This is a genomic window from Rhizobium grahamii (genome assembly GCF_009498215.1).
Taxonomy (GTDB): Bacteria; Pseudomonadota; Alphaproteobacteria; order Rhizobiales; family Rhizobiaceae; genus Rhizobium; species Rhizobium grahamii_A.
This window is the reverse complement of record NZ_CP043499.1, coordinates 401162-422745: the sequence shown is the minus strand read 5'-3', so window position 1 is coordinate 422745 and position 21584 is coordinate 401162. Positions and strand designations below refer to the sequence as shown.

Here is a 21584-nt window from a genome sequence, read left to right as displayed (position 1 = left end):
GGATGTGAGTATCGAAGAGAAATCTCATTCCGGAAGCAGGTCGCCGCCATAGAACATATCTGCGATCTCGTCGGCCATCATGGTGTCGAAGTCATCCAGAACGGAGATCTCGCCCTTCATGAAGCCGATCCGGCACTTCTTCGGCATATCCGCCTCGTCGATCGGCACGACTTTGACCATCGGCTTGCCGGCTTTGGCTATGATAAAGGCCTCACCTTTCGCGGCCTTTTCAATCAGCCGCGACAGATGCGTCTTCGCTTCATGTATGTTCACGGTCTGCATGGCGGCCTCGGCGTGGACTTAGTTCGCTAAGCTTGGTTCACTTGGCCTTCTTTTACAATGTCGGAGATACAATGCCTCACGCCCGCGTCCTGAAAGCCAGTTCCTACCGCCGCATGCCGTGGAAGAATGGCGGCGGCGAGACCGTCGAGATTGCCGTGTCACCTCCGGATGCAGCGCTCTCCGATTTGGACTGGCGCGTCAGCATGGCGACGGTTGCGGCCGATGGGCCGTTTTCGATCTTCGCCGGGATTGATCGGACACTGTCGATCCTCGAGGGGGACGGCATGGCACTCGTGATCGATGGTGCAGAGCCGCGCGTATTGACGACAGCGAGCGAGCCCCTCTCCTTCCCCGCCGACGTTGCTGTGTCCGCCACCCTTCCCGGCGGCCCGATCACGGACCTGAACGTAATGACGCGTCGTGGGCGCCTGCACCATCAGGTAGAGCGCACCCAAATCGATGGCCAGTCCAGCGCTCATGTTACCAGCGGGACCTGGCTTCTGTTGTGTCAGCACGGCACGTTGTCGCTGGAATGGGCGAGTGAACCCGTTGTTCTCGATACCGGCGACGCGTTTCTCGTGGAGGGCGCTATCGATACCGTCGTGTCGCTCACAGGTCAGGCGCTCTGCTACCTCATCACCATAGACGCGGCGTGATCGCTGACTATCCACGGCATATTGGTGGTCTAGGTCGCAACCGCCGACCTGGAAATAAAGCAGAAAACAATATTGTCGCTATAGTATATAAAATAGATAGTTTTATCTGTGTGCGGGCTGCCCGCCGCCCTAGTGTTTCCATGTCGAAACAAGTTCAAGCGCTGAAGCCTATGCTCAGCCGCAAGGGGGCGAAACATGAATATCAGAACACTATTGGCGGCGATTACTCTCGGCTCCGCCAGCCTGCTGGCACCGTTTGTGGTCCAAGCCGCCGACAAGAAGGTTGTGGTTGCCTATCAGACCGACGCTCTGCCGTCTTCCGTCGCAATCGCCAACGGCGAATTTGCCAAGGCGACCGGCTACGAGATCGACTTCCGCAAGTTCAATTCCGGCGCCGAAATCTTCGCCGCCATCGCCTCGGGTGACGTTCAGGTCGGTTATGTCGGCTCAAGCCCGTTTGCGGCTGCCACCTCCCGCGGCCTTGAGGTCAAGGCCTTCTATCTCTCCTCGATCTCGGGAATCGACGAAGCGCTTGTCGTTCGCAACGGATCGGGCATTTCGTCTCTCTCCGATCTGAAGGGCAAGAAGCTTGCCGCAGCACCGGTCTCCACGGACCATTATCAGCTGCTGGCACTGATCAAGTCGCTGGGACTGACGGAAAAGGATGTGCAGGTCTTTGCAATTCCGCAGCCGGAAATCGTCGCCAGCTACAACCGGGGTGACATTGATGGTGGCTTTGTATGGGATCCCGCGCTGACCGAACTGAAAAAGAACGGCAAAGTCCTCGTGACCTCCAAGGACGTCGCGGACAAGGGTGCTCCGACCTTTTCTGCCTGGGTCGCCGCCTCGAAATTCGCCGATGAAAACCCGGCCTTCCTGAAGGGCTTCGCAGGCGTCATCAACAAGTACTACGCCTCCTTCGCGGCGGACAAGAAGGCTTGGGATGCAGACAGCGAGAATGCCAAGCTGCTCGCCAAGGCGCTCGGCGGAACGGCTGAACAGCAGGCCGCTGCACTCAAGAACCTGACCCTCCTGACGCCCGAGGTGCAGGCCTCCGAAGCATGGCTCGGCGGCGGCGAAAAGTCGGGTGCCGCCAAGATCCTCAAGGATACCGCCGCGTTCCTGAAGGACCAGGGCAAGGTGACGGAAGTCCTGCCGAGCTACGCGGCCTTCGTGACGCCGGATGCGCTTGTCAACGCCAGCAACTGAAACAGCCAATAATCCTCCCATCCCGGCACGCTGGCGCGATATCCGCGCCAGCGTCACATCATGAAGAGACGACATATGCTCAAAGTTGATCACGCAAGCGTCTATTTCCGAACGCGGGAAGGCCGCACGGTCCATGCGCTGGACCGTGTCTCGCTCGATATTGCGGACAGCAGTTTCGTCGTGGCGCTCGGCGCCTCCGGTTGCGGAAAATCCACATTGTTGAACGCGATCGCCGGCTTTCTCCCGCTCTCCTCAGGCACGATTACCCTCGACGGGCGACCAGTCACGCGTCCCGGTGCGGACCGCGGCGTTGTCTTCCAGAAAGACACGCTGCTGCCCTGGAAATCGGTCGTCGACAACGTCGCGCTTGGACTGCAGTTTGCAGGCGCTCCAAAAGCGGCGCGACGCGCACGCGCTGAAGAACTCCTATCCCTGGTCGGACTTCAGGATTTCGCGAACTCATTTCCTTATGAACTCTCCGGCGGCATGCGGCAGCGCGTCGGCATTGCGCGCGCACTGGCAGCAGATCCCGAAATCCTGCTGATGGACGAACCGTTTGGAGCGCTCGACAGCCTGACACGAGAGCAGATGCAGGAACTGCTGGTCTCGATCTGGAAGGCAACCGGAAAACGCATATTCTTCATCACCCACTCGATCGAGGAAGCACTCTTCCTCGGGACGCAGGTTATCGTGATGTCGCCGCGCCCTGGCCGCATCGTCGCGCGTTTCGATCTCGATTTCGTTCGGGAGTTTGCTCGGACTGGCGATGCTCGAGCGGTTAAGACCGCCCCGGAGTTTGCGAGCTTGCGAGAAGAAATCCGGACCATTCTCCATGGCGCCGACCACATCAGGAGTGCCGCGGAATGAGCGACGCTATCGAAACACGCGGCGTGGTCATCCGCACGGAAGCCGACCAGCCCAAATTCGTCCACATGAAGGGTTTCGGCGCGGGAGAAGGCAACACGGTCCTTATCAGCATGGCAACGGCTGTCTTTCTGATCGTTGCCTGGTGGCTCATTGCAAAGCTGGGTCTGGTGCCACGCCTGTTCCTGCCGACGCCGCAGGAAGTGCTCACACAGATCGCGGCGGTCTATCGTGACGGTTATGCCGGAGCTTCGCTCGGAGAACATGTCTCCGCGAGCCTGTTCAGAATCGCAACGGCAGCCGCGATCGCGATCGCCGCGGGTATCCCGATGGGTCTGCTGATGGGGCTCAGTCGCTGGGCGAAGGGCGTCTTCGATACGCCAATCGAATTCTACTGGCCGTTGCCGCCACTCGCCTACCTGCCTCTGATGATAATCTGGCTCGGCATTGGCGAGACGTCGAAGGTCACGCTTCTCGTGCTCGCGATGTTCGCCCCGATCTGCCTTTCGGCCCAAGCCGGTGTGCGCTCCCTGCCGATCGAACGCGTCAACGCAGCGCGGTCGCTTGGTGCGCGGCCATGGCAGCTTCTGATCAGCATCGTCTTGCCGTCGGCGCTGCCGGAAATCCTCACCGGTATCCGCATCGCGCTCGGAGTCGGCTGGGGTACGCTTGTCGCGGCCGAACTGATCGCTTCCAATCGCGGCATCGGGTACATGATCATGTCGGCGTCCCAGTTTCTGGCAACCGACGTCGTTTTCGTCGGCATCGGCATCATCGCCGCCTGTGCATTTGCCTTCAGCGCTGCCATCCGGCTCTTGGAAGCCACCCTCGTTCCGTGGAAAGGTAAGAGCTAGCGAGAGGACAAGAGTCTTCTCATAGCTCGCCACCGGCGGGCCCGCCGGCATGGGGAAGCGAAACATGAAGCAGATGCAGATCTACGCATTCGACATGAACTGCGTTGGCCATATCAATCACGGCATGTGGACGCATCCGCGCGATACGTCCCTTCAGTACACCGACCTCGACTACTGGGTGGATTTTGCCCGCACGGCCGAGCGAGGCAAGCTCGACGGCATTTTCCTGGCTGACATCGTCGGCGTCTACGACGTCTTCGAGGGTAGCCCGGCAGCCGTGATAAGGGCTGGCGCGCAGATTCCGGTCAACGATCCGCTGATGCCCATCTCGGCCATGGCCTACGCCACCAGGCATCTCGGCTTCGGAGTCACGGTCAACACCACCTACGAGCCGCCGTACCTGTTGGCCCGGCGTATGTCGACGCTTGACCACCTGACCAAGGGACGGATCGGCTGGAATATCGTCACCGGCTATCTCGATAGTGCCGCGCGCGCCATGGGCTTTGACAAGTTGCCTGAGCATGACGCGCGCTACGACGCGGCGGAGGAGTATCTCGAAATCCTCTACAAGCTTTGGGAGGGCAGCTGGGACGACGATGCCGTGCGCGCCGATCGGATACAGGCAACCTTCGCCGACCCTTCGAAAGTCCGGGCCGTGAAACACGATGGCCGATACTACAAGATGGAAGGCATTCATCTTTCGCAGCCATCGCCGCAGCGCACGCCGCTGCTCTTCCAGGCGGGCGCCTCGGCACGCGGGCAGGATTTCGCGGCTCGCCATGCAGAATGCGTCTTCGTTGCCACGCCAACCCCGCAAGCGGCAAAGCCGACCGTTGAAGCCCTGAAGCGCAAAGCGGAAGTCTTCGGGCGCGGAGCCGATGCCCTCAATGTTCTCGGCCTCGTTACTGTCGTCGTCGGTCGTACCGAGAAGGAGGCGCAGGACAAGCTCGAGGACTATCGCAGGCACGCAAGCGTGGAAGCCTCGCTCGCGCATTACTCCGCGTCGACGGGCGTCGATTTCTCGAAGTACGGCCTGGACGACCCGATCGAGCAGAAATCCACCAACGCCAACCAGTCGGCACTCGCAGCGATTACGAAGGAAGCGCCGAAACCGGTGACGTTGCGCGAGATCATCGACCAGATGGTCTTAGGCAGCCGGATGAAACCGATCGTCGGATCGGCCGAGCAGGTGGCGGATCGGCTGGCGACGTGGGTTTCCGACGGCTGCCTGGATGGTTTCAATCTCGCGCGCACCGTTGCGCCCGAGAGCCTGCGCGACTTTGTCGATCTCGTCGTACCGGTCCTGCAGGAACGGGGGCTGTTCAAGGCGGATTATACCGAGGGACCGCTAAGGCAGAAGCTGTTCGGCGGCAGCGGCAGGCTGCCGTCTTGTCACCCTGCCGCCGCGTTTCGCCGCTGACTACTTGTGGTCGAGCCTGGTGACCAGTCGATCGCCCAGCCATTGAATGCCGCAAACAAGCACGATCAGGACGGCAACCACCGCGACCATGATTGTCGTCTCGAAGCGTTGGTAACCATAGCGGATCGCAAGATCGCCGAGACCACCGGCGCCGATCGCGCCCGCCATAGCCGAGGCGCCGATCAGGGTCACCAGTGTCACGGTGAACCCCGCGACGATGCCTGGCAGCGCTTCTGGAACCAGGACCTCGCGAACGATCGTCCAGCGATTGCCACCCATGGCGCGGACAGCATCGATCAAACCACGATCGACCTCGCGCAGCGATACTTCTGCGATACGGGCGTAGTAGGGTGTCGCCGCGATGGCGAGCGGTACGATGGCAGCCCAGGTGCCGAGTGCTGTCCCGACAATCAGGCGCGTGAGGGGGATCAGCGCGACCAGCAGGATGATGAACGGCACCGAACGAAAGCCATTGATGATGGCGCCAAGGACACCGTTTATCCATGCGTTTTCGGCAATCCCGCCCTTGTTCGTGAGAACCAGCGCAAGGCCGAGCGGCAAGCCGAAGACCAGCGAGATCAGGCCGGATGCACCCGTCATCAGGATCGTTTCCCAGAGGGAACGAAGCAGAAGATTAAACATGATCGGTGTCATAGCCGAGAACCTCCACCCGCGCGGAGCGGGCCTTCAAGAACTGCAGAACCTTGTCCTTCAAGGCTGGATCGCGCGTTGGCACGGCAATGAAGAACCGTGCCACCGGCTGGTTCTGAATATGATCGATCCCGCCGTGGACGAGCCGGAAGGATCCCGGCAGCGCGGAGGAGAGATCGGCAAAGACAGCCCCTTGTGCCGCCGGCCCTGCCATGTCGATGCTGAGGATCGCTTCGTCGCCCGATGTCGGCGACAGGCGCGCGGCAATGTGCTCAGGCAACTGCGGGCGGCTGCCGGAAAGCAGGCTCTGGGTAATGGGCGCCTTGGGGTCTGCGAAAACTGACCAGACCTGCCCTTCTTCGACGATGCGACCGGCGTCGATGACGGCGACGCGATCGGCAATGCTGCGTACCACCTCCATCTCGTGCGTGATGAGGATGATCGTCAGGCCAAGCTTCCGGTTGATATCCTTGAGCAAGGTAAGGATCGAGCGCGTCGTCTCCGGATCGAGCGCCGATGTCGCCTCGTCTGAGAGAAGCAGCGCCGGCCGGGCTGCGAGTGCGCGCGCGATACCGACACGCTGCTTCTGGCCACCGGACAATGACGATGGGTAGTCCTTGGCCTTGCCGGCAAGCCCGACGAGATCCAGCAGTTCGTGCGCCCGTTTCAGGCGTTCGGCCCGCGCGACACCGGCGATCTTCAGCGGCAGCGCCACGTTCTCTTCCACCGTCTTCGACGACAGCAGATTGAAATGCTGGAAGATCATGCCGACGCGCCGGCGCAGTGGCTGCAGGTCCTTTTCATCGAGACCGACAATGCTGCGGCCCTCGATCTCGATCTCACCGCTGTCGGGACGCTCCAGACCGTTGAGGCAGCGGATCAGGGTAGATTTTCCGGCACCGCTTCGCCCGATAATGCCAAGGATTTCACCCTTGTGAACAGCAAGCGATATGCCATCGAGCGCAGCGGTCGCGCCAAAATGGCGCTGGACATCAACGAGGCGGACCACTTCTGCCGATGCCGCCTCCGTCTTTGTCGCGGCTCCGGAGGCCGATACTATTGAGTTCATGTTCTTTCCCTTCGGAAACGCCCAAGGCGGCCCGGGCAAGGAACGCCCGGACCGCCTTGTTCAACGCGCCCAACCCCTCGGCGCGAATCTATATCAGTAGGCGCTGACGCCAGTTCCCTTATACACCTTGTCGAACTCTGCCTTAACGGTATCGTTCTGGTAAGACGAAACGAGGGTCTTTACCCATGCTTCGTTCTCGCTGCCCTGCTTGACGGCGATGAAGTTGCGATAAGGATTGTCGGCAACAGGCTCCTGGGCGATGCGGTCGGACGCAGACAATCCAGCCTTCAAGGCCCAGTCCGTGTTGACCACCGCAGCGTCCAGATCATCGATGGCGCGACCGACGACGCCGGCATCAAGTTCCTTGATCTCGACATTCTTCGGGTTTTCGGTGATGTCGGTGACGGTTGCGAGGATGCCCGTACCGTCCTTGAGCTTGATAAGGCCTTCGTTCTGCAGCACGCGCAAGGCACGGCCTTCGTTCGACGGATCATTCGGCACGCCAATCGTTGCGCCGTCAGCGATCTCGGAAATCGCCTTGTGCTTCTTGGAATACAGGCCGATCGGCCAGACAGCCGTGTATCCAACAGGCACGATATGATAACCGTGCTGGCTTACCTGGTTGTCGAGATAGGGCTTGTGCTGGAAGGCGTTAGCGTCGACTTCGCCGCGCTCCAGCGCTTCGTTCGGCTGGGTGTAGTCGTTGAAGACAACCGTCTCGATCGTGAGACCCTTCTTGGCGGCTTCCGCGGTAACGACGCGCCAGACATCTTCGTCCTCGCCGCTCATAATGCCGACCTTGATCGACTTGTCTTCGGCGAACGATGCAACCGGTGCTGCGAAGGCGACGAGGGCGAATGTCGAGGCGGCGATTGCTGCAAGGCTCGCACGGCGCGTCAGATTCGATGTGGCGGACGTCTTCTTATTCATTGTGGTGTTTCCCGTCTTCAATGGATGAGGCAAGCCTCGAACGGCCAGATAATTTCAAAACCGCTTGAGATAAACCAAGCACGGCGATCTCTATTGCGCTGCAGCACTGAAAAACTCTTCGGCGCTTGAGTGAAATAGCGGGATAAAAATTCTACTGATTTTGTAGAATATTGTCGTTGCCGGCTTCTCTACCGCACTCTAAGTTAAACCATCCTGGCGCGGAGAACAAATATTCGCCCCAACTGATATGCAGACCCGGACCGCTACAGTGAAGCAAGACAGCGTGATACTCCCCGAACACGGCAGCAAGAACGAGAATCGCCGCCCGGTGGTTGCGATCATCGGCGGCGGGGTTTCCGGCGCAGGCGTGGCCTATCATCTTGCACAGCTGGCGGTGGATGATGCTCCAGTAATCATTGTGTTCGAGCCCCGCGCGGAACTGGGCAAGGGCCTCGCCTATGATACCCCGGATCCCACGCACCGCATCAACGTGCCCGCGGCCCGCATGAGCCTGCTGCCCGACCATCCCGAGGATTTCGTCGAGTGGATCGCGCGCCAAAACGCCGTCGCGGACGACAGTGACGCCTTGCGAACCGACGGCGCGCTTTTTCCGAGACGCAGCGTTTTCGGCGCCTATGTCGCCTCGGCGCTTTCGCCTCTTGTTCAAGCCGGCATCATCAAGCATCAGCGTGTGGTCGTGGGCGCCATACGCCGCGAGGGCGGGGCTTGGCAGATCATCGACACTCAGGGCGGACAGACATCCGCGGATTATCTGGTGATTGCCACCAGTCATCCGGCACCCTCCGCGCCGCGCGCGCTCTCCGGTCTGGCCGGGCACCCGCGTTTTGTCGCTGACTCCACGAGTCCCACGGCACTGGACGTGGTTCGCCCAGACGACCGCGTGCTGATCGTCGGCAACGGATTGACGGCGGCCGACGTGGTCGCCTCACTCAGCCGGAAGGGGCATCACGGCCCAATCACGTCGATTTCCCGGCGCGGCCTTCGGTCGAGGGGGCACGCGCCCGCTCCGCAGGAGCCGTTCGGAGACTTCGAAGCCGCCCCGGCGCACAGTGCGACTGTTCTCTTGCGTCATGTCAGGCAGGCGATTGCGGAAGCCAAAGCCGCAGGCGTGACATGGCACGCCGTCATCGATCAGGTGCGAGGGCATGGCCATGAGATATGGCGGAATCTGCCGATTGCCGAGCGGTGCCGGATCGTCCGCCACGTAAGACCATTCTGGGACGTGCATAGATTCCGGATCGCGCCGCAGGTGGAAGCGGCGATCGATCAGGCGATTGCATCCGGCCGGATGGAGGTCCTTGCCGCCTCTCTCGGCAAAGTCGATCGCAACGGCGATGTCATTGAGGTTGACCTGAAGCTGCGCCACGGTCCGTCGATTGAGCGCAGCTTCGACGCCGTCGTCGTCACGACCGGACCGTCCCATGGCGGCATTCTCGAAAGCCAGGCATGGCTTGCGGATCTGCGCGACAAATCACACCTGCAGCTCGATCCAACCGGTCTGGGCATTAGCTGTTCCGAGCGATCCGAGGCCATTGACGCGGATGGCCGGGCGGATCCGTCTCTGTTGATATCCGGGCCGCTCGCCCGCGGGACGTTTGGAGAACTGATGGGGCTGCCGCAGATCACCGAGCATGCCGTCTTTGTCGCCCGTGAGCTTGCGGGGAAGACGAAAGCTACCACTCGCTAGGCGACTTCCCATCCGCCTTCGGCCAAGGCAGCGCGATCAAGCTTGCGCTCGATGCGCCCGGCAAGCATCGTGACCGCATCGTCGCACATATGCGCGACAACGCCCGGATCATGGCTGACCAGCACGAACGTCATGCCGTGAGACCGCTTGAGATCGTTGAGCAGATTGAGAATTTCGGCTTGCACCGAAACGTCGAGAGCCGATGTCGGCTCGTCGAGCAACAGCAGCTTCGGCTTCAGGAGCAGAGCGCGGGCAATCGCGACGCGCTGGCGCTGGCCGCCGGAAAGCTGGTGGGGATAACGATCGGCCACCGCCACTGCCAGGCCGACCTGAGAAAGTGCTGTCTGAATATGTCCATCGACGTCGGCGACACCCCGGATCGCCAGAGGCTCTCCCAATATCCGCCGGATATGATGACGCGGGTGCAGCGATGCGTATGGATCCTGGAACACCATCTGAATGTCGTTGCGCAAGGGACCCGTGATCTTCCGCCCGGGCTGGAGAGGCTGCCCGAAAACGTCGATCGCGCCGTTCCAGCCGGTATTGAGGCCAGCGATCGCACGTAGGACAGTCGTCTTGCCGCAGCCTGATGGGCCGATCAGACCGAAGGTGCGGCCTGCCTCGACTTCGAAGCTTACGTCATGGACCGCGGTGAAGCCCTTGCTCGAACCATGAAACGTTACCGAGAGGTTCTCGACGCGCACTGCCCTCATCATTCACCTTCAAAAACCGGCAAACGCGTGCCGTAGGTCGCGGCAGAAGGGCGGGCTGCCCAGAGCGCGCGGGTGTAGGGGGAGCTTGCATTGGCGAGATCAGCCGACGCCAATTCCTCGACCAGAGCACCCTGACGCATGACAAGCACCCGATCAGCATAGCGATGAACCTGCTGCAGATCGTGGCTGATGAGCAGCAAACCCATGCCAAGATCAGCCGTCAGCGAACGAAGCAGCGCGAGGATCTGATCCTGCAGGCCACGATCCAGCGCCGAGGTCGGCTCGTCCGCGATCAGCAGGCGTGGATTGTTGATAAGCATCGCCGCGATCATCACGCGCTGCCCCATCCCGCCGGAGAGAGCTGCCGGATAGCTTTGATAGACGCGCTCGGGATCGGCAAGCCCGACCTTCGACAGCATTTCGAGCGCACGCTGCCGACGTTCCTTCGCCGACAGCCTGGTATGCAGAAGAAGCGTCTCTTCGACCTGGCGTCCAACCCTGTGGGCAGGATTGAGCGAATATTTCGGATCTTGCAGGATCAGGCTGATCCCCTGCCCTCTCAGCGCATTCCACTGCGTTCCCGAAAGTCTGGTCAGATCCCGGCCTTCGAAAGTGAACTGCTTCGCCTCGATGCTTGCCGTTGATGGCAGCAACCCCATGGCGGCGCGGCCGGTCATGGATTTTCCCGATCCGGATTCTCCGACGAGCGCGACCACCTCGCGGCCGACCTCAAGTGAAACGCCATTGACGACGCCAATCCGCCCGTTCGGGGAGGGAAAGGAGATTCGGAGATCGTTGATTGTCAGCAGAGGCTCAGCCATGACGCGGATCCAGTATATCCCGCAGGCCATCGGCCAGGAGATTGAAGCCCAGCGAGGTCACGAGGATCGCAACACCAGGTGTCGCGGCGACCCACCACTGGTCGAAAATCACCTGCGTTCCATCGGCAACCATGGAGCCCCATTCCGCCGTCGGCGGGCGGACGCCAAGCCCGAGGAAGCCTAGACCCGCGGCGGCAAGGATGATACCCGAGAGGTCGAGCGCCAGGCGAATGATTGCGGATGGCAGGATGAGCGGCAGGATGTGTCCCCACAATAGCCTGAGCTTAGTAATCCCGACCATCTCGGCGGCGGCGAGATAGTCGCTGCGGCGCAGAGCGGCGGTTTCGACACGCGCCTGCCGGGCATAGGCCGGCCAGCTGGTCAAGGCGAGCGCCAATGCGCCGTTGATCAATCCCGGCCCCATGATGGCGACGAAGGCAAAGGCGAGCAGCAGGCGTGGAAACGACATGACGATATCGGTCAGGCGCATCAGCGCCCGTTCCGCGAAGCCGCCCCAAAACCCTGCAAGGATACCGACAGTAATGCCGAGCGGCGCCATGACGAGGACGACGACAAGCACCAGCAGCAAGGTTGGCCTCGCCCCGTAAATCAACCGGGACAGGATGTCTCGGCCAAACGCATCGGTTCCGAGCCAATGCGCCGCACTTGCCGGCATCAGGCGACTGGACGTCTCCTGCAACGTCGGATCATAGGGAGCAATCAGCGGGGCGAAAAGCGCCGCCAGCAGAATAATGGTGACAACTGCCAAGCCGGCTGTCGCCGAAGGCGAGCGCAGAAGCTGCCTGAGGAAGGTTGGGCCGGTCTGGACCGGCTGCGAAACCGCGCTCATCGTCTCCTCCCCGCCTCAAGGTTCGTGACCAGGAGGTCAGTCAAGGCATTGAGCAGAACGAACGATGCCCCGACCACGAGGGTTGCGCCCAGAATAGCCGGCATATCGCCAGCGAACATGGCCGTCGTCAGATAGCGACCGATCCCGGGCCACGCGAAGACCGTCTCCGTCAACACCGCGCCCTCCAGAAGGCTGGCGTAGGCAAGCGCAATGACTGTCAGAAGCGTTCCAGACACATTCGGCAGGATATGGACGAAGACGATGCGGCGTGCGTTTGCGCCCTTAGCGCGCGCTGTCGTCACATATTCCTGGCCGAGCTCGGTCAGGATAGCCGCGCGCGTCAATCTCGAGATCGAGGCAAGCGCGTGAAAGGCAAGCACCGTGGCCGGCAACGCCAAATGCGCGATGGCGTCCTTGAACGCGCCCGCCTTGCCCGACATCCATGTGTCGATCAATGCGAAACCGGTGATGGGTTTGACGGTATACTGGAACACCACATCCGCTCTGCCCGGACCGGGCGCCCAGTGCAGGCGCGCATAGAAGAGCAGAAGCATCAGGAGACCGAGCCAGAAAATCGGCACCGAATATCCGAAGAGAGAGACAATGCGCGCGACGGTGTCGACCCAGGTCTTCTGGTGCAGCGCGGCAGCAATGCCAAGAGCGAGACCCAGTATCGCACCGATGATGACTGCGGCGGTCGCCAGTTCGATGGTTGCCGGAAACGTGCGTGCAATGTCGCGTGCGACCGGCTGGCCGGTCGAAACGGATTGGCCGAGGTTCCCGGAAAGCGCCGTCTCGATATAGCGGAGAAACTGTATCGGAAGCGGCTGATCGAGACCCAGCTGGACGCGGGCCGCGTCATAGGTCGACTGGCTCGCATGATCTCCCACGAGTTGCAGCGCGGGATCGATCGGTGAAAGCCTTGTCATCGCGAAGGTCACAAGCGCCAAGCCGAACAGTGTCAGCGCGAATGACCAAAGCCACTTGAGAAGCGGCCATGCGAAAGACAACTCCCGCCAGCGTTTCTGCTGGCGGGAGTTGTCTTGAAGGCGAGTTGACGAGTTTGCCGCTTGCGGCACTTATTTTTCCACCTTGTCGTAGTAGACCTGATCCGCGTTCAGGCCCTGTGCGTAGTTCTTCACCTTGTCGCTTAGCACGACCTGATCATTACCTTGAAGCATAAAGACGAACGGGGAGCTCGTCTGGATCTTCTTCTGCAGGTCCTGGTAAAGCGCGACACGCTTTGCCGCATCCTGTTCCTTGACGGCAGCGAGCGTCTCGTCCGTCAACTCAGGAATGACCCAGCCGGCATACTTCGCAGCCGTGTTGGTGGAGTTGTCACGATTGATGGCAAACGCGCTGGCGTTGGAGTGAGGGTCGAAATAGTCCGGGATCCAGTAACGCAAGGTCATCTCGAACTTGCCCGAGCGGCCACGAGCGTAGATATCGCTCGCCACGCCCGGCTGGATATCGAGTTCGATGCCGGCCTTCGCGAAGGTTGACTGGAGCGACTGAGCGATCGACAGGAACGGTTGATCGTTGAAGACGATGAACTCTACCTTGAACGGCGTCTTGATACCGGCATCCGCCAGAACCTTCTTTGCCTTTTCGACGTCAAGCTTGAAAGGTGTGTCGGTCAGGGCGCCGGGGAAGCCGACCGGCAGGAAAGCCTGGTGAACATTGCTCTGGCCGCGAAGCAGGTCCTTGGCAATGCCATTGTAGTCGACCAGATAACGTGCCGCTTCCCAGAATGCCGGCTTGCCGAGCGTCTCGTTGGCCTTGGTGTTCAGAAGGATATAGTCGGTACGCGCGGAGGGAACCGACAGAACCTTGATGCCGCTCTTGTCCTTCAGTGCATCGATCTGATCGGCGGCAAGGCCGCGCGCGATGTCCGCATCGCCCTGCTCGACGAGCAGGCGGCGCGAGCTGACGTCAGGAACGTTCCGGATGATGACGCTCTCGAGCTTCGGCTTGTCGCTGGAGTTGGCATTCGCCTCAAGGACCAGCGCCTCATGCGGCGTGTAGGCCGAAATAGCAAATGCGCCGCTGCCGGCGGAATTTGTCTTCAGCCAGCCGTTGCCGAAATCATTGTCCTTGGCCTGGGCTGCGACGGTCTGCTCATCAACGATCGAGGCGATCGGGGCGGTCAAAAGCGACAGGGCGAAGCCCGAGCCGACATCGGCGCTCCATGTCAGCTTGACGTGCTTGTCATCTACTTTCGTGACGGCTGCATCGACGTTGTCGGCCGTCCAGCCGAGTTCGTTCAGGATGAAGGCCGGCGACTTGTTGAGCTTGACCGCCCGCGTCAGCGAGAACACGACGTCCTCAGGGCGAACCGGGTTGCCCGACGCGAACTTGGCGTCTGCCAGCGCAAAAGTCAGGCTCTTGCCGTCACTGCCGGATTCCCAGGAGGCGGCCAGTGCCGGCTCGATCTTGGTTCCATCCTCGCGATTGGATTGGACGAGACGCTGATAGATGTTGTTGAACGACTGTACGGTCGTCAGTTCGAAGCCTTCCGCCGGGTCGAAGCTGACTGCATCGTCGATCGACTGCGCGACCACGAGCACATTGTTCGGCGTCTCGGCGTGAGCGGCAGCCGCTCCCAGCGCAAGCGCCAGGCCGAATACGCTGCCGAGAAGGCGGCGCGAATAGCGGGTCGAGGTAGACATTTTGAACTCCCTTAAGTGATGTTTTGTTGTATCTGCAATCAGCGTGAAGTCTCTGCGAAGGCTTCCAGTTCCGGGTCGAAATCGACGTCGACAACGTTGTTGAAGATGGCCGTCGCGATCATGATGCCGGCGAAGGCAACGAGGTCTACCAGCGTCTTCGCATCATAGCGCTGCTTCAGCTTCGCCCATATTTCGGCAGGTACGGCGTTCGAGTCGGCAACGATCGCCTCGCCGAAAGCGGCGAGCAACGTCTCTTCGTCTGAGAGCTCAAGCGCATCGGGGTTGAAACCCGCATTGATCAGGGCGCGGCGGAAAAAGGTTATCGCGATCTTCGATTTCGATGCCTTCGAGATCGCGTGCGAGAAAATCCAGATCGGCCGGTCGGGAATGACGGAAAGCTCGCTGCGCAGCGTGAACCATTCGGCATAGATCCGATGCGCGACCGGCGAATGCAGGAGCGTACGCTTCATATTGGTCATGCGCCCGCGCACCCGCACTTCCTCATCATGAGCGGAACGAATTTCCTCGGAAGCGGTGTCGTAATCGATCTGGGGAATGTTGCTCATTGGACTGCTCTGTTGGTTGAACGCAAACTATCCGGCAGCCCTTAGAAAAGGCAGTCCGGCTTTGTCTAGTGTTTTAGTGTTCTTTCGAAATTTTTTGCGCTTGCTGCGGGAATAGCGATCGGATTTTGCGCGGGTGATATATCAACAAACTCGCGCCATGCCAAATGTGCCTGACGGCCTATCAGAGTGGTCAAAGAGACGAAACTTTGGTTTAGCTCGCTTTGGCGCGACGGAACCGCTGTGGCAGCTCGACCGGGGTGTCTGCGCTTCGCATCAGCCGGCCCATGGCTTTGAGGCATTCGATCAAGTCGCTTCCGTCAGTCGATGCCTTTGTCAACTCGAGCAACCGGTATTCGTTCGCTGCCTGCTGCCAGTGCTCGGCACTTCGTCCATCCGGTCGCCCCTGCTCCTCCCAGATCGCATAGGCCCGCTCATTGATCCAAACGTCCTTATCACGCAGCATGAAAAACTCCGGCAAAACGCAGAACTGAAATAGCTCAGAAGAGGCTGGCAAATCGAGCTTAGGAAGTCGTTACTTTGCGGACGGGTTTCTCATCTGATGTTGTTGACAGCGGATTTTCTCCAGCCGCGGGGCTGCCTAGCCGGGCAGCCACGAATGATAAAGCGGATGTTCGGATAGAATCGGCAGCGCGGTCGGCTGCCCGGTGCGCTGCGAATAATAGGCGGCAGTCACGAGTTCCAGCGAGTTGCGTGCATCTGCCAGAGTGACAGGCGGATTCTCGCCCCGCACGAGCGACGCGTGAAACAGCTCGAACTGGCGGGTATAGCCATCTTCCTTGTGCTCGTAAGCGGCGAGAGCGTCGTCAACGCGGCGTTGATGCGCGTCGTCGCCGGCGACGAAAGTCCACGGATCGCGGCCCATCGTGTAGGGCTCCAGGATGCTTTCGGCCACGAGGTCTGCAAAACAGAACCTGAGGCGGGAGATTTCCTTGCGTGAACCGAGGGTCATCGACAGTGACGCCAACGAGCCATTCCGCATCCTGACGGACAAGGCGGCGGTATCTTCAACCTCGATCGGGTTCACCAGGGTTGTCCCGTAGGAGAAGATTTCGGCACAGGGGCCATGCACGTAATTCAGCATGTCGTGCGCGTGAATCGCGTGACCTAGCAGCCCGCCTCCGAGCTCGGTTGCCCATTTCCCGCGCCACGGGACCGCGTAATAGTCCGGACCGCGCCACCAATGCGTCTCGATCGTGGTTAGGAAAGGTGCGCCTGTGAGGCCAAGATCGATCAGCATCTTCAGCTTCTGCAAGCCGGAACCATAGCGATACTGAAAGATCGGCATGATCTGCGGCCCTTCGGCACGCGCCACGATACGGGCCATTTCATCGATCTCGGCGATCGAGCCGAACAACGGCTTTTCGCAGATCACGTGCTTGCCCGCCTCGATCGCCCTGCGGCTTAGTTCGAAATGCGAATTCGGCGGGGTGCAGATGTCGATAATGTCGAGATCTGCACGCGCGATCATCGCCTCAGCGTCCTGGGTGTATTCAGGAATGGCAAATTCAGTGCAGAGCGCTCTGCCGCGGTCCTCGTCCAGCGAACACAACACCTGAACGTCGAACAGTTCCTTGTTCCAGGCGAATCCTGTGAGGTGGCGCGAGGCAATACCTGCGCCGATCACGCCGACGCGAAATTTCTTCGACATGATCGCCTCCTCAGCGATGCCCCAGACGGGCAGCTTTCGATTGCGCTTCAAGCGACAGGCGGCAGACTTCATAGACATGCGCCTGCGGCATCGCCGTTTCGGTGCGGTTCGTCACATCGGCAACGAAAGCGTCGAAATAGTCGAGACGCTCGTCGCTGCAGTCGATGTGGGACATCTCCGTGCCGTTGACCATGAACAGGTGATCCTTGCCCGGTCGACCGGCAATGTCGATGTACTTGCGCAACTCGATGTAACCCTCGGTGCCGAGGATGGTCAGGCGGCCATCGCCCCATGTCGGCAGCGCCTCGGGCGTGAACCAGTCGACGCGGACGTAGCCGGAGGCCTTGTCCGAGCGCAGCAGGACTTCTCCGAAATCCTGGAATGCGGGTTCCTGGGGCATTCCAAAGTTGCCGATCGTGCTGGCGACAACCTCGCCCGTTGTCGAGCCTGTATAAAAAAGGAACTGGTCGATCTGATGCGAGGCGATATCAACGATGATCCCGCCGAACTGCTCTGGATCGAAGAACCATCTTGGCCGGGTCGGAAGCTGCAGACGGTGCGGCCCCATGCCCAGCGTCTGGATGACGGTGCCGATCGCGCCCTGCCTTACGAGCTTGCCGGCCTTGACCGCCGAGCGCACACAATGGCGCTCCGAAAAGCAGATCGAAAAGATGCGGCCAGTCTCAGCCACCGCGCGCTTGACGTCCTCCAGCTGCGCAGCGGTGGTTACGCCCGGCTTGTCGGTCATGACATCCTTGCCGGCCCGCATTGCGCGGACGGCAAGGCCTGCGCGGTCGCGTGGGATGGCAGCGATGCAGATCACGTCGATCGATGGATCGGCAAAGATCGCCTCCCGGTCGATCTGCGGCGCCTCGGGATAGGTCTTCTGGAAGGTCTCCAGGAGTGCCGGTACTGAGGTTTGCGGGCAGTAGCCAACGAACTCGGCACCTGCGGCAAGCAACCCCTTCACATGGTCGAATGTGTGCCCATGATCGATCCCGACGACGGCAAATCTCAGCATAACAACAAGTCCTCCTGAAAGCTCCTCATGCCCAGCGCGGAGCCGGGTCTATACCGCCGATGAACAGACAGCGAAAGCGCAAAACTGTCAAGGCAAGAATCCTGCCGCGCGAGCACATATTTCTACATAAACATATGTTTTAAAACACTAATTTTTGTATCTAAATAGTTATTTACCAAGAGCTTTTCATGCCACCGCAAGGACGACTCTATGAGGCGGATAGTAAGCCCGCGAAGGTTTGCACCTACGAGCGCAAGTCTTTCAAATTTTTCGCGTTAGGTTTGAACCTGCGGACTGAATGTCTTTAGGGCGCGCCCTCCTGAACGCCATATCCCGACACCGCCGGCCACAAATATGAACCTATCAATATCCGCGCTAACGCCGACAACGGCTAATTCACTCGCGCATTCACCTGCTTCATGGCCGCCCATACTGTCGGCGATGAAGGCGCGGATGTTGGTCTGAGACAACAGCTCATTCCAAGTCTGGTTCATTGCAGCCGAGTCCAGATCGTTTGTGACGAATGTCCGTTTCACGAAGCAATCATCCGGTCACTCTGCTGGCGCTTCTTAATCGGGCCTAGCTGGAACGAGCATAGCCTCGCCCTAGGTACTTTGGTCCAACGGAGGAAACGCGATGACGAGACTTAGCTATCATGTCGGCGAGCACGATGGAGGTTACGGCTACAGGCTTGGCGACGTGTGGTCGGAGACTTTCGCCGACCACGATGCGGCGTTGTCGGCGGCAAAGTCCGCGGCCCAGCGACAACATTTCGAGGGCAGCAATGCCGAGATATCGTATCAGCTCCCTGACGGTCGCTGGCAGAGCGAACACGTCGACGGCGGAGACAGACCGGACACGGAAGTCGTTGAAGACGGTGCGAGGGCCATAAGATGACGACGCTGACTGGTTCTTGCAAGTGCGGCAGCGTGAGGATTGCCGTGCGCGGCTCCCCGGTCAGGATTGGTATTTGTCACTGTACCGATTGCCGAAAAGAGAGCGGATCTGCATTTACGTTTTTTGCAGTCTGGCCGGCACCCCAGTTCGAGTTCAAAGGTGAGACAAAGGAATTCGAGGGGCGGAGGTTCTGTTCGATCTGCGGTTCGAGAATGTTCTCGGCGAACGCGGACGAGGCTGAGATCAAGCTAGGGATCCTTGCCGAGGCACCCACCCCACTCGCTCCGACGTACGAACTTTGGGTAAAGCGGCGGGAGAAATGGCTGGTGCCCATCGAGGGTGCCGAACAGTTTGACGAAGACCGGACCTAAAGTCCGGCTCGATCAGCACCTCGCTAAGTTGACGGTATCGGAGAATGCGCCAGCGGGATGACTAACGAAGTCTTCCCCCTTGCGGCCATCTGGTATTGGCGGAGCTGCGGGTACTCGGCAATTTACCCCTTCTCGGATAGTGGCACCCGCCAACAGGCACGGTGGGCCATTTCGGGTGTAATTGCGTAGTAGGGGCGATCTGGCCGTCTTCGGCTCTCTAAGCTGACTGCGCTTCCGGGCTTTCAAGACAATCCCGGCACATGGAGCATCGCAAGCGGCTTTCGGAGCGCGTTCAAGCGGATCTTAAATCTTTCGGACGAGGACGCCAGCGATCTCTGCAAACTGGCCATTCAACCATAGACATGGCCGGGTCATTCGTTCGCGACAACCCCTCGCTGAACTGAAAGGTCGTCAAACGCGGGTTCTGGGTCACAGCGTCGATAGCTTTCGCAATTTCCTCGGCACCGCCGAACTAATCACCTTGGACGGCAGGGCGGGGCTCATCCGACGCCTTAAAAAGGCGCGCGGAGAACGATAACCTGGCCAGCGAATTCATGTTTGACGCTCTGCGTTGCCGGAAAACCCTGCTTCGGTTCACCGCGGCAGAAGGGACTGCCGGCCATTTCGACAAGGGCAATCGTTCCCTTCTCAACAGACGGGCGTTGGACTGGCTGGACGAGCAATTGGCACAGGCGTGAAGGGGCCGGATGGAAATTGTCGCGCGATGCCGTTTGCGTTTCTCGAGCAAGAGCCAGGAATGACTCAATTCGAGAGACGTTGGTTCTGACTCGGCGGGCCGCGCAACTTTCGGCCTGTTCAGCGCACTCTGGCTTTGTCCATCACTTCCGCGAGAGAGGGTCCGCTCTCCATCACGATCTCCACCAAGTCGTCGATCGCAATTAAGCAGACCAGCCCACCTTCCGCTTCGATGATGGCCGGCGTGCCACTGGCCGCAGAAGTCGTTAGCATGAAGAGCGGCAGCCGCGCGTTTCGAGGTGACAGCGCCCCCCTCCGGCCTGTCACCGTCGGACGGAAACGTTTCTCGCCGGGATCGATCGCTTTGAATTTTGACTGCGTCGATCGCTGACCAATCGGTCTTCGCCTGAATCTCGTTGATCGCACCCGCAGCCTTTTCGCGGAGCCACTTGGCTCGGTGAACCTGATAGGAGGCCAGGAATTGCCAAGCAAGTGCACCGGTGACCTTGCCGTTAGCGAACATCTCAATCCAAAATTGGTCGGAAGGCTTTCTTTGGTTTTTGCTCGACCTTCGCTCCCAGTGGCAAGCCTCGGGAAGAGCCCGCTCCTTTGGCGATCACGGCGGCAATGACGGCCTAGCTTTCGCGGCTTTTCGCCCCATTCCTCGGCTTTTCGAGAACTGGATCGATCTCATCCGAGCAGGCTGATCGAACGAGATTCGGCGCTGTCCCCGCTCACCGATACGATCGAGAAGAAAAACCTCAACCGCATCCTTAACGCGACCTCAGGGATGCGGAGCGCTCTGCCTAAGGTATTAATGTTCAGCAACGCGATCATCCGTCAACGCGGTGACGATTTAGAGAACGGCGCTGTCCAATCCTTCATCCGGACTTCGATATCGAAGCGGGAAGGATTGAGGTCGACGACCAGAAGACTTCCGCTCAGAGGAATCGCGAGAGCCCCTTCGCTCTCGCAATCTTTGACCAATTTCCTTTGAGGTCTACCGGCTACTCCCGCCCGGAAACCTGGTCAGACGCCATTTACCCCTTCGCTTCCAGACGACTTTCCAGACATTAAATACTGCTTAAATCCCATCCCGTTCAGCCATTTCCAAGGCTTCGCCGATCGTTCTAGCGACGGCACGATAAGGAGCCGACCGGCGTGCTATTTCGTCGAAATCCTTCCGATCGCGCGACTGCTTAGAAGGACTGTCGTCCCACCGCGCAATGATCTCGTCGAGGTCGTCGAACGAAAGCTCGGTGCGGCGCTTCTTACCCCACCGCAGCTTGCCCTTCTCATTCTTGTAGGGAACCGAAACGCACTTTCCGACATGGTAGTGCCCGAACATGTCCGGCCCATTGTTGGTCGAACTCCCTTTTGCACGGCAGTTGTTTCTGATGAGCGCTCGAAGACCGAGCACAACCACCTCATCCTTTATCTTCTCCAGTCGTTGAGGATGCTTGGAAAGTATGCTCCCTATGACCTGTTCGATCGAGAAACGTTGCTCTCGCGATGACTCTTCGATCAGCGCTTCAAGAAAAGAATGAAACTCGCGTAACTCCAAATTGCTCATTCGGTGGCTCCGTAGATTTTGCACCGCGGATTTGGAGATAACCTAAGGAACAAGTCAAGAACGAAAAACGTCATTTGACAGAAAACGTAGAGGTT

The 21584-nt window shown here is 59.8% G+C and carries 23 protein-coding genes; 8 read left to right on the top strand and 15 right to left on the bottom strand.

Annotated elements, in window-relative coordinates; genetic code table 11:
* Positions 1 to 24: 24 nt before the first annotated feature.
* Positions 25 to 282 (bottom strand): type II toxin-antitoxin system Phd/YefM family antitoxin, encoded by a 258-nt coding sequence (locus tag FZ934_RS20855; protein WP_153272823.1) that lies wholly within the window; start codon positions 280 to 282, stop codon positions 25 to 27.
* A 71-nt stretch (positions 283 to 353) separates the two neighbouring features.
* Here FZ934_RS20855 and FZ934_RS20850 point away from each other — a divergent pair, with 71 nt between their 5' ends.
* The 5 genes from FZ934_RS20850 to FZ934_RS20830 all read left to right on the top strand — a co-directional run bounded on the left by FZ934_RS20850 (position 354) and on the right by FZ934_RS20830 (position 5285).
* Complete coding sequence (locus tag FZ934_RS20850) at positions 354 to 938, top strand: HutD/Ves family protein (protein ID WP_153272822.1); 585 nt, start codon at positions 354 to 356, stop codon at positions 936 to 938.
* Positions 939 to 1133: 195 nt separating this feature from the next.
* Positions 1134 to 2147 (top strand): taurine ABC transporter substrate-binding protein, encoded by a 1014-nt coding sequence (tauA, locus tag FZ934_RS20845; RefSeq protein WP_153272821.1) that lies wholly within the window; start codon positions 1134 to 1136, stop codon positions 2145 to 2147.
* Positions 2148 to 2222: 75 nt separating this feature from the next.
* Entirely contained in the window at positions 2223 to 3014 is a 792-nt protein-coding gene (locus FZ934_RS20840) for a taurine ABC transporter ATP-binding protein (RefSeq protein WP_153272820.1), read from the top strand.
* A complete protein-coding gene (locus tag FZ934_RS20835; protein ID WP_153272819.1) occupies positions 3011 to 3865 on the top strand; it encodes an ABC transporter permease subunit in 855 nt (284 codons plus the stop codon). The genes FZ934_RS20840 and FZ934_RS20835 overlap by 4 nt, the downstream gene beginning before the upstream one ends.
* Positions 3866 to 3929: 64 nt before the next feature.
* Complete coding sequence (locus FZ934_RS20830) at positions 3930 to 5285, top strand: LLM class flavin-dependent oxidoreductase (RefSeq protein ID WP_153272818.1); 1356 nt, start codon at positions 3930 to 3932, stop codon at positions 5283 to 5285.
* On the opposite strand, the gene FZ934_RS20825 is transcribed toward FZ934_RS20830, so the two are convergent.
* The 3 genes from FZ934_RS20825 to FZ934_RS20815 all read right to left on the bottom strand — a co-directional run bounded on the left by FZ934_RS20825 (position 5286) and on the right by FZ934_RS20815 (position 7935).
* Positions 5286 to 5939 carry a methionine ABC transporter permease gene (locus tag FZ934_RS20825; protein WP_153272817.1) on the bottom strand — a complete coding sequence of 218 codons (654 nt, stop codon included), beginning with the start codon at positions 5937 to 5939 and terminating at the stop codon, positions 5286 to 5288.
* A complete protein-coding gene (locus FZ934_RS20820; RefSeq protein ID WP_153272816.1) occupies positions 5920 to 7005 on the bottom strand; it encodes a methionine ABC transporter ATP-binding protein in 1086 nt (361 codons plus the stop codon). The genes FZ934_RS20825 and FZ934_RS20820 overlap by 20 nt, the downstream gene beginning before the upstream one ends.
* A 93-nt stretch (positions 7006 to 7098) precedes the next feature.
* Positions 7099 to 7935, bottom strand: coding sequence for a MetQ/NlpA family ABC transporter substrate-binding protein (locus tag FZ934_RS20815; protein ID WP_153272815.1), 837 nt, complete (start codon positions 7933 to 7935; stop codon positions 7099 to 7101).
* 268 nt (positions 7936 to 8203) lie between these two features.
* Between FZ934_RS20815 and FZ934_RS20810 the strand changes: the two genes are divergently transcribed.
* Positions 8204 to 9643 (top strand): FAD/NAD(P)-binding protein, encoded by a 1440-nt coding sequence (locus tag FZ934_RS20810; protein ID WP_246737998.1) that lies wholly within the window; start codon positions 8204 to 8206, stop codon positions 9641 to 9643.
* Here FZ934_RS20810 and FZ934_RS20805 read toward each other — a convergent pair.
* The 10 genes from FZ934_RS20805 to FZ934_RS20760 all read right to left on the bottom strand — a co-directional run bounded on the left by FZ934_RS20805 (position 9640) and on the right by FZ934_RS20760 (position 18488).
* Positions 9640 to 10356, bottom strand: coding sequence for an ABC transporter ATP-binding protein (locus FZ934_RS20805; RefSeq protein WP_153272813.1), 717 nt, complete (start codon positions 10354 to 10356; stop codon positions 9640 to 9642). The two genes, FZ934_RS20810 and FZ934_RS20805, sit on opposite strands and share 4 nt — an antisense overlap.
* Complete coding sequence (locus FZ934_RS20800) at positions 10356 to 11177, bottom strand: ATP-binding cassette domain-containing protein (RefSeq protein WP_153272812.1); 822 nt, start codon at positions 11175 to 11177, stop codon at positions 10356 to 10358. Before FZ934_RS20800 ends, FZ934_RS20805 begins: the two co-directional genes overlap by 1 nt.
* Positions 11170 to 12027, bottom strand: coding sequence for an ABC transporter permease (locus FZ934_RS20795; protein ID WP_153272811.1), 858 nt, complete (start codon positions 12025 to 12027; stop codon positions 11170 to 11172). The genes FZ934_RS20800 and FZ934_RS20795 overlap by 8 nt, the downstream gene beginning before the upstream one ends.
* Complete coding sequence (locus tag FZ934_RS20790; protein ID WP_246738039.1) at positions 12024 to 13037, bottom strand: ABC transporter permease; 1014 nt, start codon at positions 13035 to 13037, stop codon at positions 12024 to 12026. The genes FZ934_RS20795 and FZ934_RS20790 overlap by 4 nt, the downstream gene beginning before the upstream one ends.
* A 69-nt stretch (positions 13038 to 13106) precedes the next feature.
* Positions 13107 to 14696, bottom strand: coding sequence for an ABC transporter substrate-binding protein (locus FZ934_RS20785; protein ID WP_153272809.1), 1590 nt, complete (start codon positions 14694 to 14696; stop codon positions 13107 to 13109).
* A gap of 38 nt (positions 14697 to 14734) precedes the next feature.
* Positions 14735 to 15262 carry a hypothetical protein gene (locus FZ934_RS20780; protein WP_153272808.1) on the bottom strand — a complete coding sequence of 176 codons (528 nt, stop codon included), beginning with the start codon at positions 15260 to 15262 and terminating at the stop codon, positions 14735 to 14737.
* Between the two features lie 211 nt (positions 15263 to 15473).
* Positions 15474 to 15725, bottom strand: a complete 252-nt coding sequence (locus FZ934_RS20775; RefSeq protein ID WP_153272807.1) for a DUF2934 domain-containing protein — start codon at positions 15723 to 15725, stop codon at positions 15474 to 15476.
* A 135-nt stretch (positions 15726 to 15860) separates the two neighbouring features.
* Positions 15861 to 16931, bottom strand: a complete 1071-nt coding sequence (locus tag FZ934_RS20770; protein ID WP_153272806.1) for a Gfo/Idh/MocA family protein — start codon at positions 16929 to 16931, stop codon at positions 15861 to 15863.
* Between the two features lie 10 nt (positions 16932 to 16941).
* The gene (locus FZ934_RS20765; protein WP_153272805.1) at positions 16942 to 17952 is read right to left on the bottom strand and encodes a Gfo/Idh/MocA family protein; all 1011 of its coding nucleotides are present in this window, start codon (positions 17950 to 17952) and stop codon (positions 16942 to 16944) included.
* Positions 17953 to 18227: 275 nt separating this feature from the next.
* On the bottom strand, positions 18228 to 18488 hold the full coding sequence (locus tag FZ934_RS20760) for a hypothetical protein (RefSeq protein ID WP_153272804.1): 261 nt from the start codon (positions 18486 to 18488) through the stop codon (positions 18228 to 18230).
* Between the two features lie 100 nt (positions 18489 to 18588).
* On the opposite strand from FZ934_RS20760, the gene FZ934_RS20755 reads away from it, so the two are divergent.
* Positions 18589 to 18849 (top strand): hypothetical protein, encoded by a 261-nt coding sequence (locus tag FZ934_RS20755; protein WP_153272803.1) that lies wholly within the window; start codon positions 18589 to 18591, stop codon positions 18847 to 18849.
* Entirely contained in the window at positions 18846 to 19220 is a 375-nt protein-coding gene (locus FZ934_RS20750) for a GFA family protein (protein WP_153272802.1), read from the top strand. The genes FZ934_RS20755 and FZ934_RS20750 overlap by 4 nt, the downstream gene beginning before the upstream one ends.
* Positions 19221 to 21000: 1780 nt before the next feature.
* Here FZ934_RS20750 and FZ934_RS20745 read toward each other — a convergent pair.
* Positions 21001 to 21489 (bottom strand): hypothetical protein, encoded by a 489-nt coding sequence (locus FZ934_RS20745; protein WP_153272801.1) that lies wholly within the window; start codon positions 21487 to 21489, stop codon positions 21001 to 21003.
* Between the last annotated feature and the right edge of the window lie 95 nt (positions 21490 to 21584).

Bases quoted from the DNA above. Each gene is read 5' to 3' on its own strand.
- FZ934_RS20815 (WP_153272815.1), bottom strand. From the start codon at position 7,935: ATGAATAAGAAGACGTCCGCCACATCGAATCTGACGCGCCGTGCGAGC.
- FZ934_RS20825 (WP_153272817.1), bottom strand. From the start codon at position 5,939: ATGACACCGATCATGTTTAATCTTCTGCTTCGTTCCCTCTGGGAAACG.
- FZ934_RS20840 (WP_153272820.1), top strand. From the start codon at position 2,223: ATGCTCAAAGTTGATCACGCAAGCGTCTATTTCCGAACGCGGGAAGGC.
- FZ934_RS20855 (WP_153272823.1), bottom strand. From the start codon at position 282: ATGCAGACCGTGAACATACATGAAGCGAAGACGCATCTGTCGCGGCTG.
- FZ934_RS20805 (WP_153272813.1), bottom strand. From the start codon at position 10,356: ATGAGGGCAGTGCGCGTCGAGAACCTCTCGGTAACGTTTCATGGTTCG.
- FZ934_RS20785 (WP_153272809.1), bottom strand. From the start codon at position 14,696: ATGTCTACCTCGACCCGCTATTCGCGCCGCCTTCTCGGCAGCGTATTC.
- FZ934_RS20770 (WP_153272806.1), bottom strand. From the start codon at position 16,931: ATGTCGAAGAAATTTCGCGTCGGCGTGATCGGCGCAGGTATTGCCTCG.
- FZ934_RS20745 (WP_153272801.1), bottom strand. From the start codon at position 21,489: ATGAGCAATTTGGAGTTACGCGAGTTTCATTCTTTTCTTGAAGCGCTG.
- FZ934_RS20780 (WP_153272808.1), bottom strand. From the start codon at position 15,262: ATGAGCAACATTCCCCAGATCGATTACGACACCGCTTCCGAGGAAATT.
- FZ934_RS20775 (WP_153272807.1), bottom strand. From the start codon at position 15,725: ATGCTGCGTGATAAGGACGTTTGGATCAATGAGCGGGCCTATGCGATC.
- FZ934_RS20835 (WP_153272819.1), top strand. From the start codon at position 3,011: ATGAGCGACGCTATCGAAACACGCGGCGTGGTCATCCGCACGGAAGCC.
- FZ934_RS20750 (WP_153272802.1), top strand. From the start codon at position 18,846: ATGACGACGCTGACTGGTTCTTGCAAGTGCGGCAGCGTGAGGATTGCC.
- FZ934_RS20765 (WP_153272805.1), bottom strand. From the start codon at position 17,952: ATGCTGAGATTTGCCGTCGTCGGGATCGATCATGGGCACACATTCGAC.
- FZ934_RS20795 (WP_153272811.1), bottom strand. From the start codon at position 12,027: ATGAGCGCGGTTTCGCAGCCGGTCCAGACCGGCCCAACCTTCCTCAGG.
- FZ934_RS20830 (WP_153272818.1), top strand. From the start codon at position 3,930: ATGAAGCAGATGCAGATCTACGCATTCGACATGAACTGCGTTGGCCAT.
- FZ934_RS20820 (WP_153272816.1), bottom strand. From the start codon at position 7,005: ATGAACTCAATAGTATCGGCCTCCGGAGCCGCGACAAAGACGGAGGCG.
- FZ934_RS20800 (WP_153272812.1), bottom strand. From the start codon at position 11,177: ATGGCTGAGCCTCTGCTGACAATCAACGATCTCCGAATCTCCTTTCCC.
- tauA (WP_153272821.1), top strand. From the start codon at position 1,134: ATGAATATCAGAACACTATTGGCGGCGATTACTCTCGGCTCCGCCAGC.
- FZ934_RS20850 (WP_153272822.1), top strand. From the start codon at position 354: ATGCCTCACGCCCGCGTCCTGAAAGCCAGTTCCTACCGCCGCATGCCG.
- FZ934_RS20755 (WP_153272803.1), top strand. From the start codon at position 18,589: ATGACGAGACTTAGCTATCATGTCGGCGAGCACGATGGAGGTTACGGC.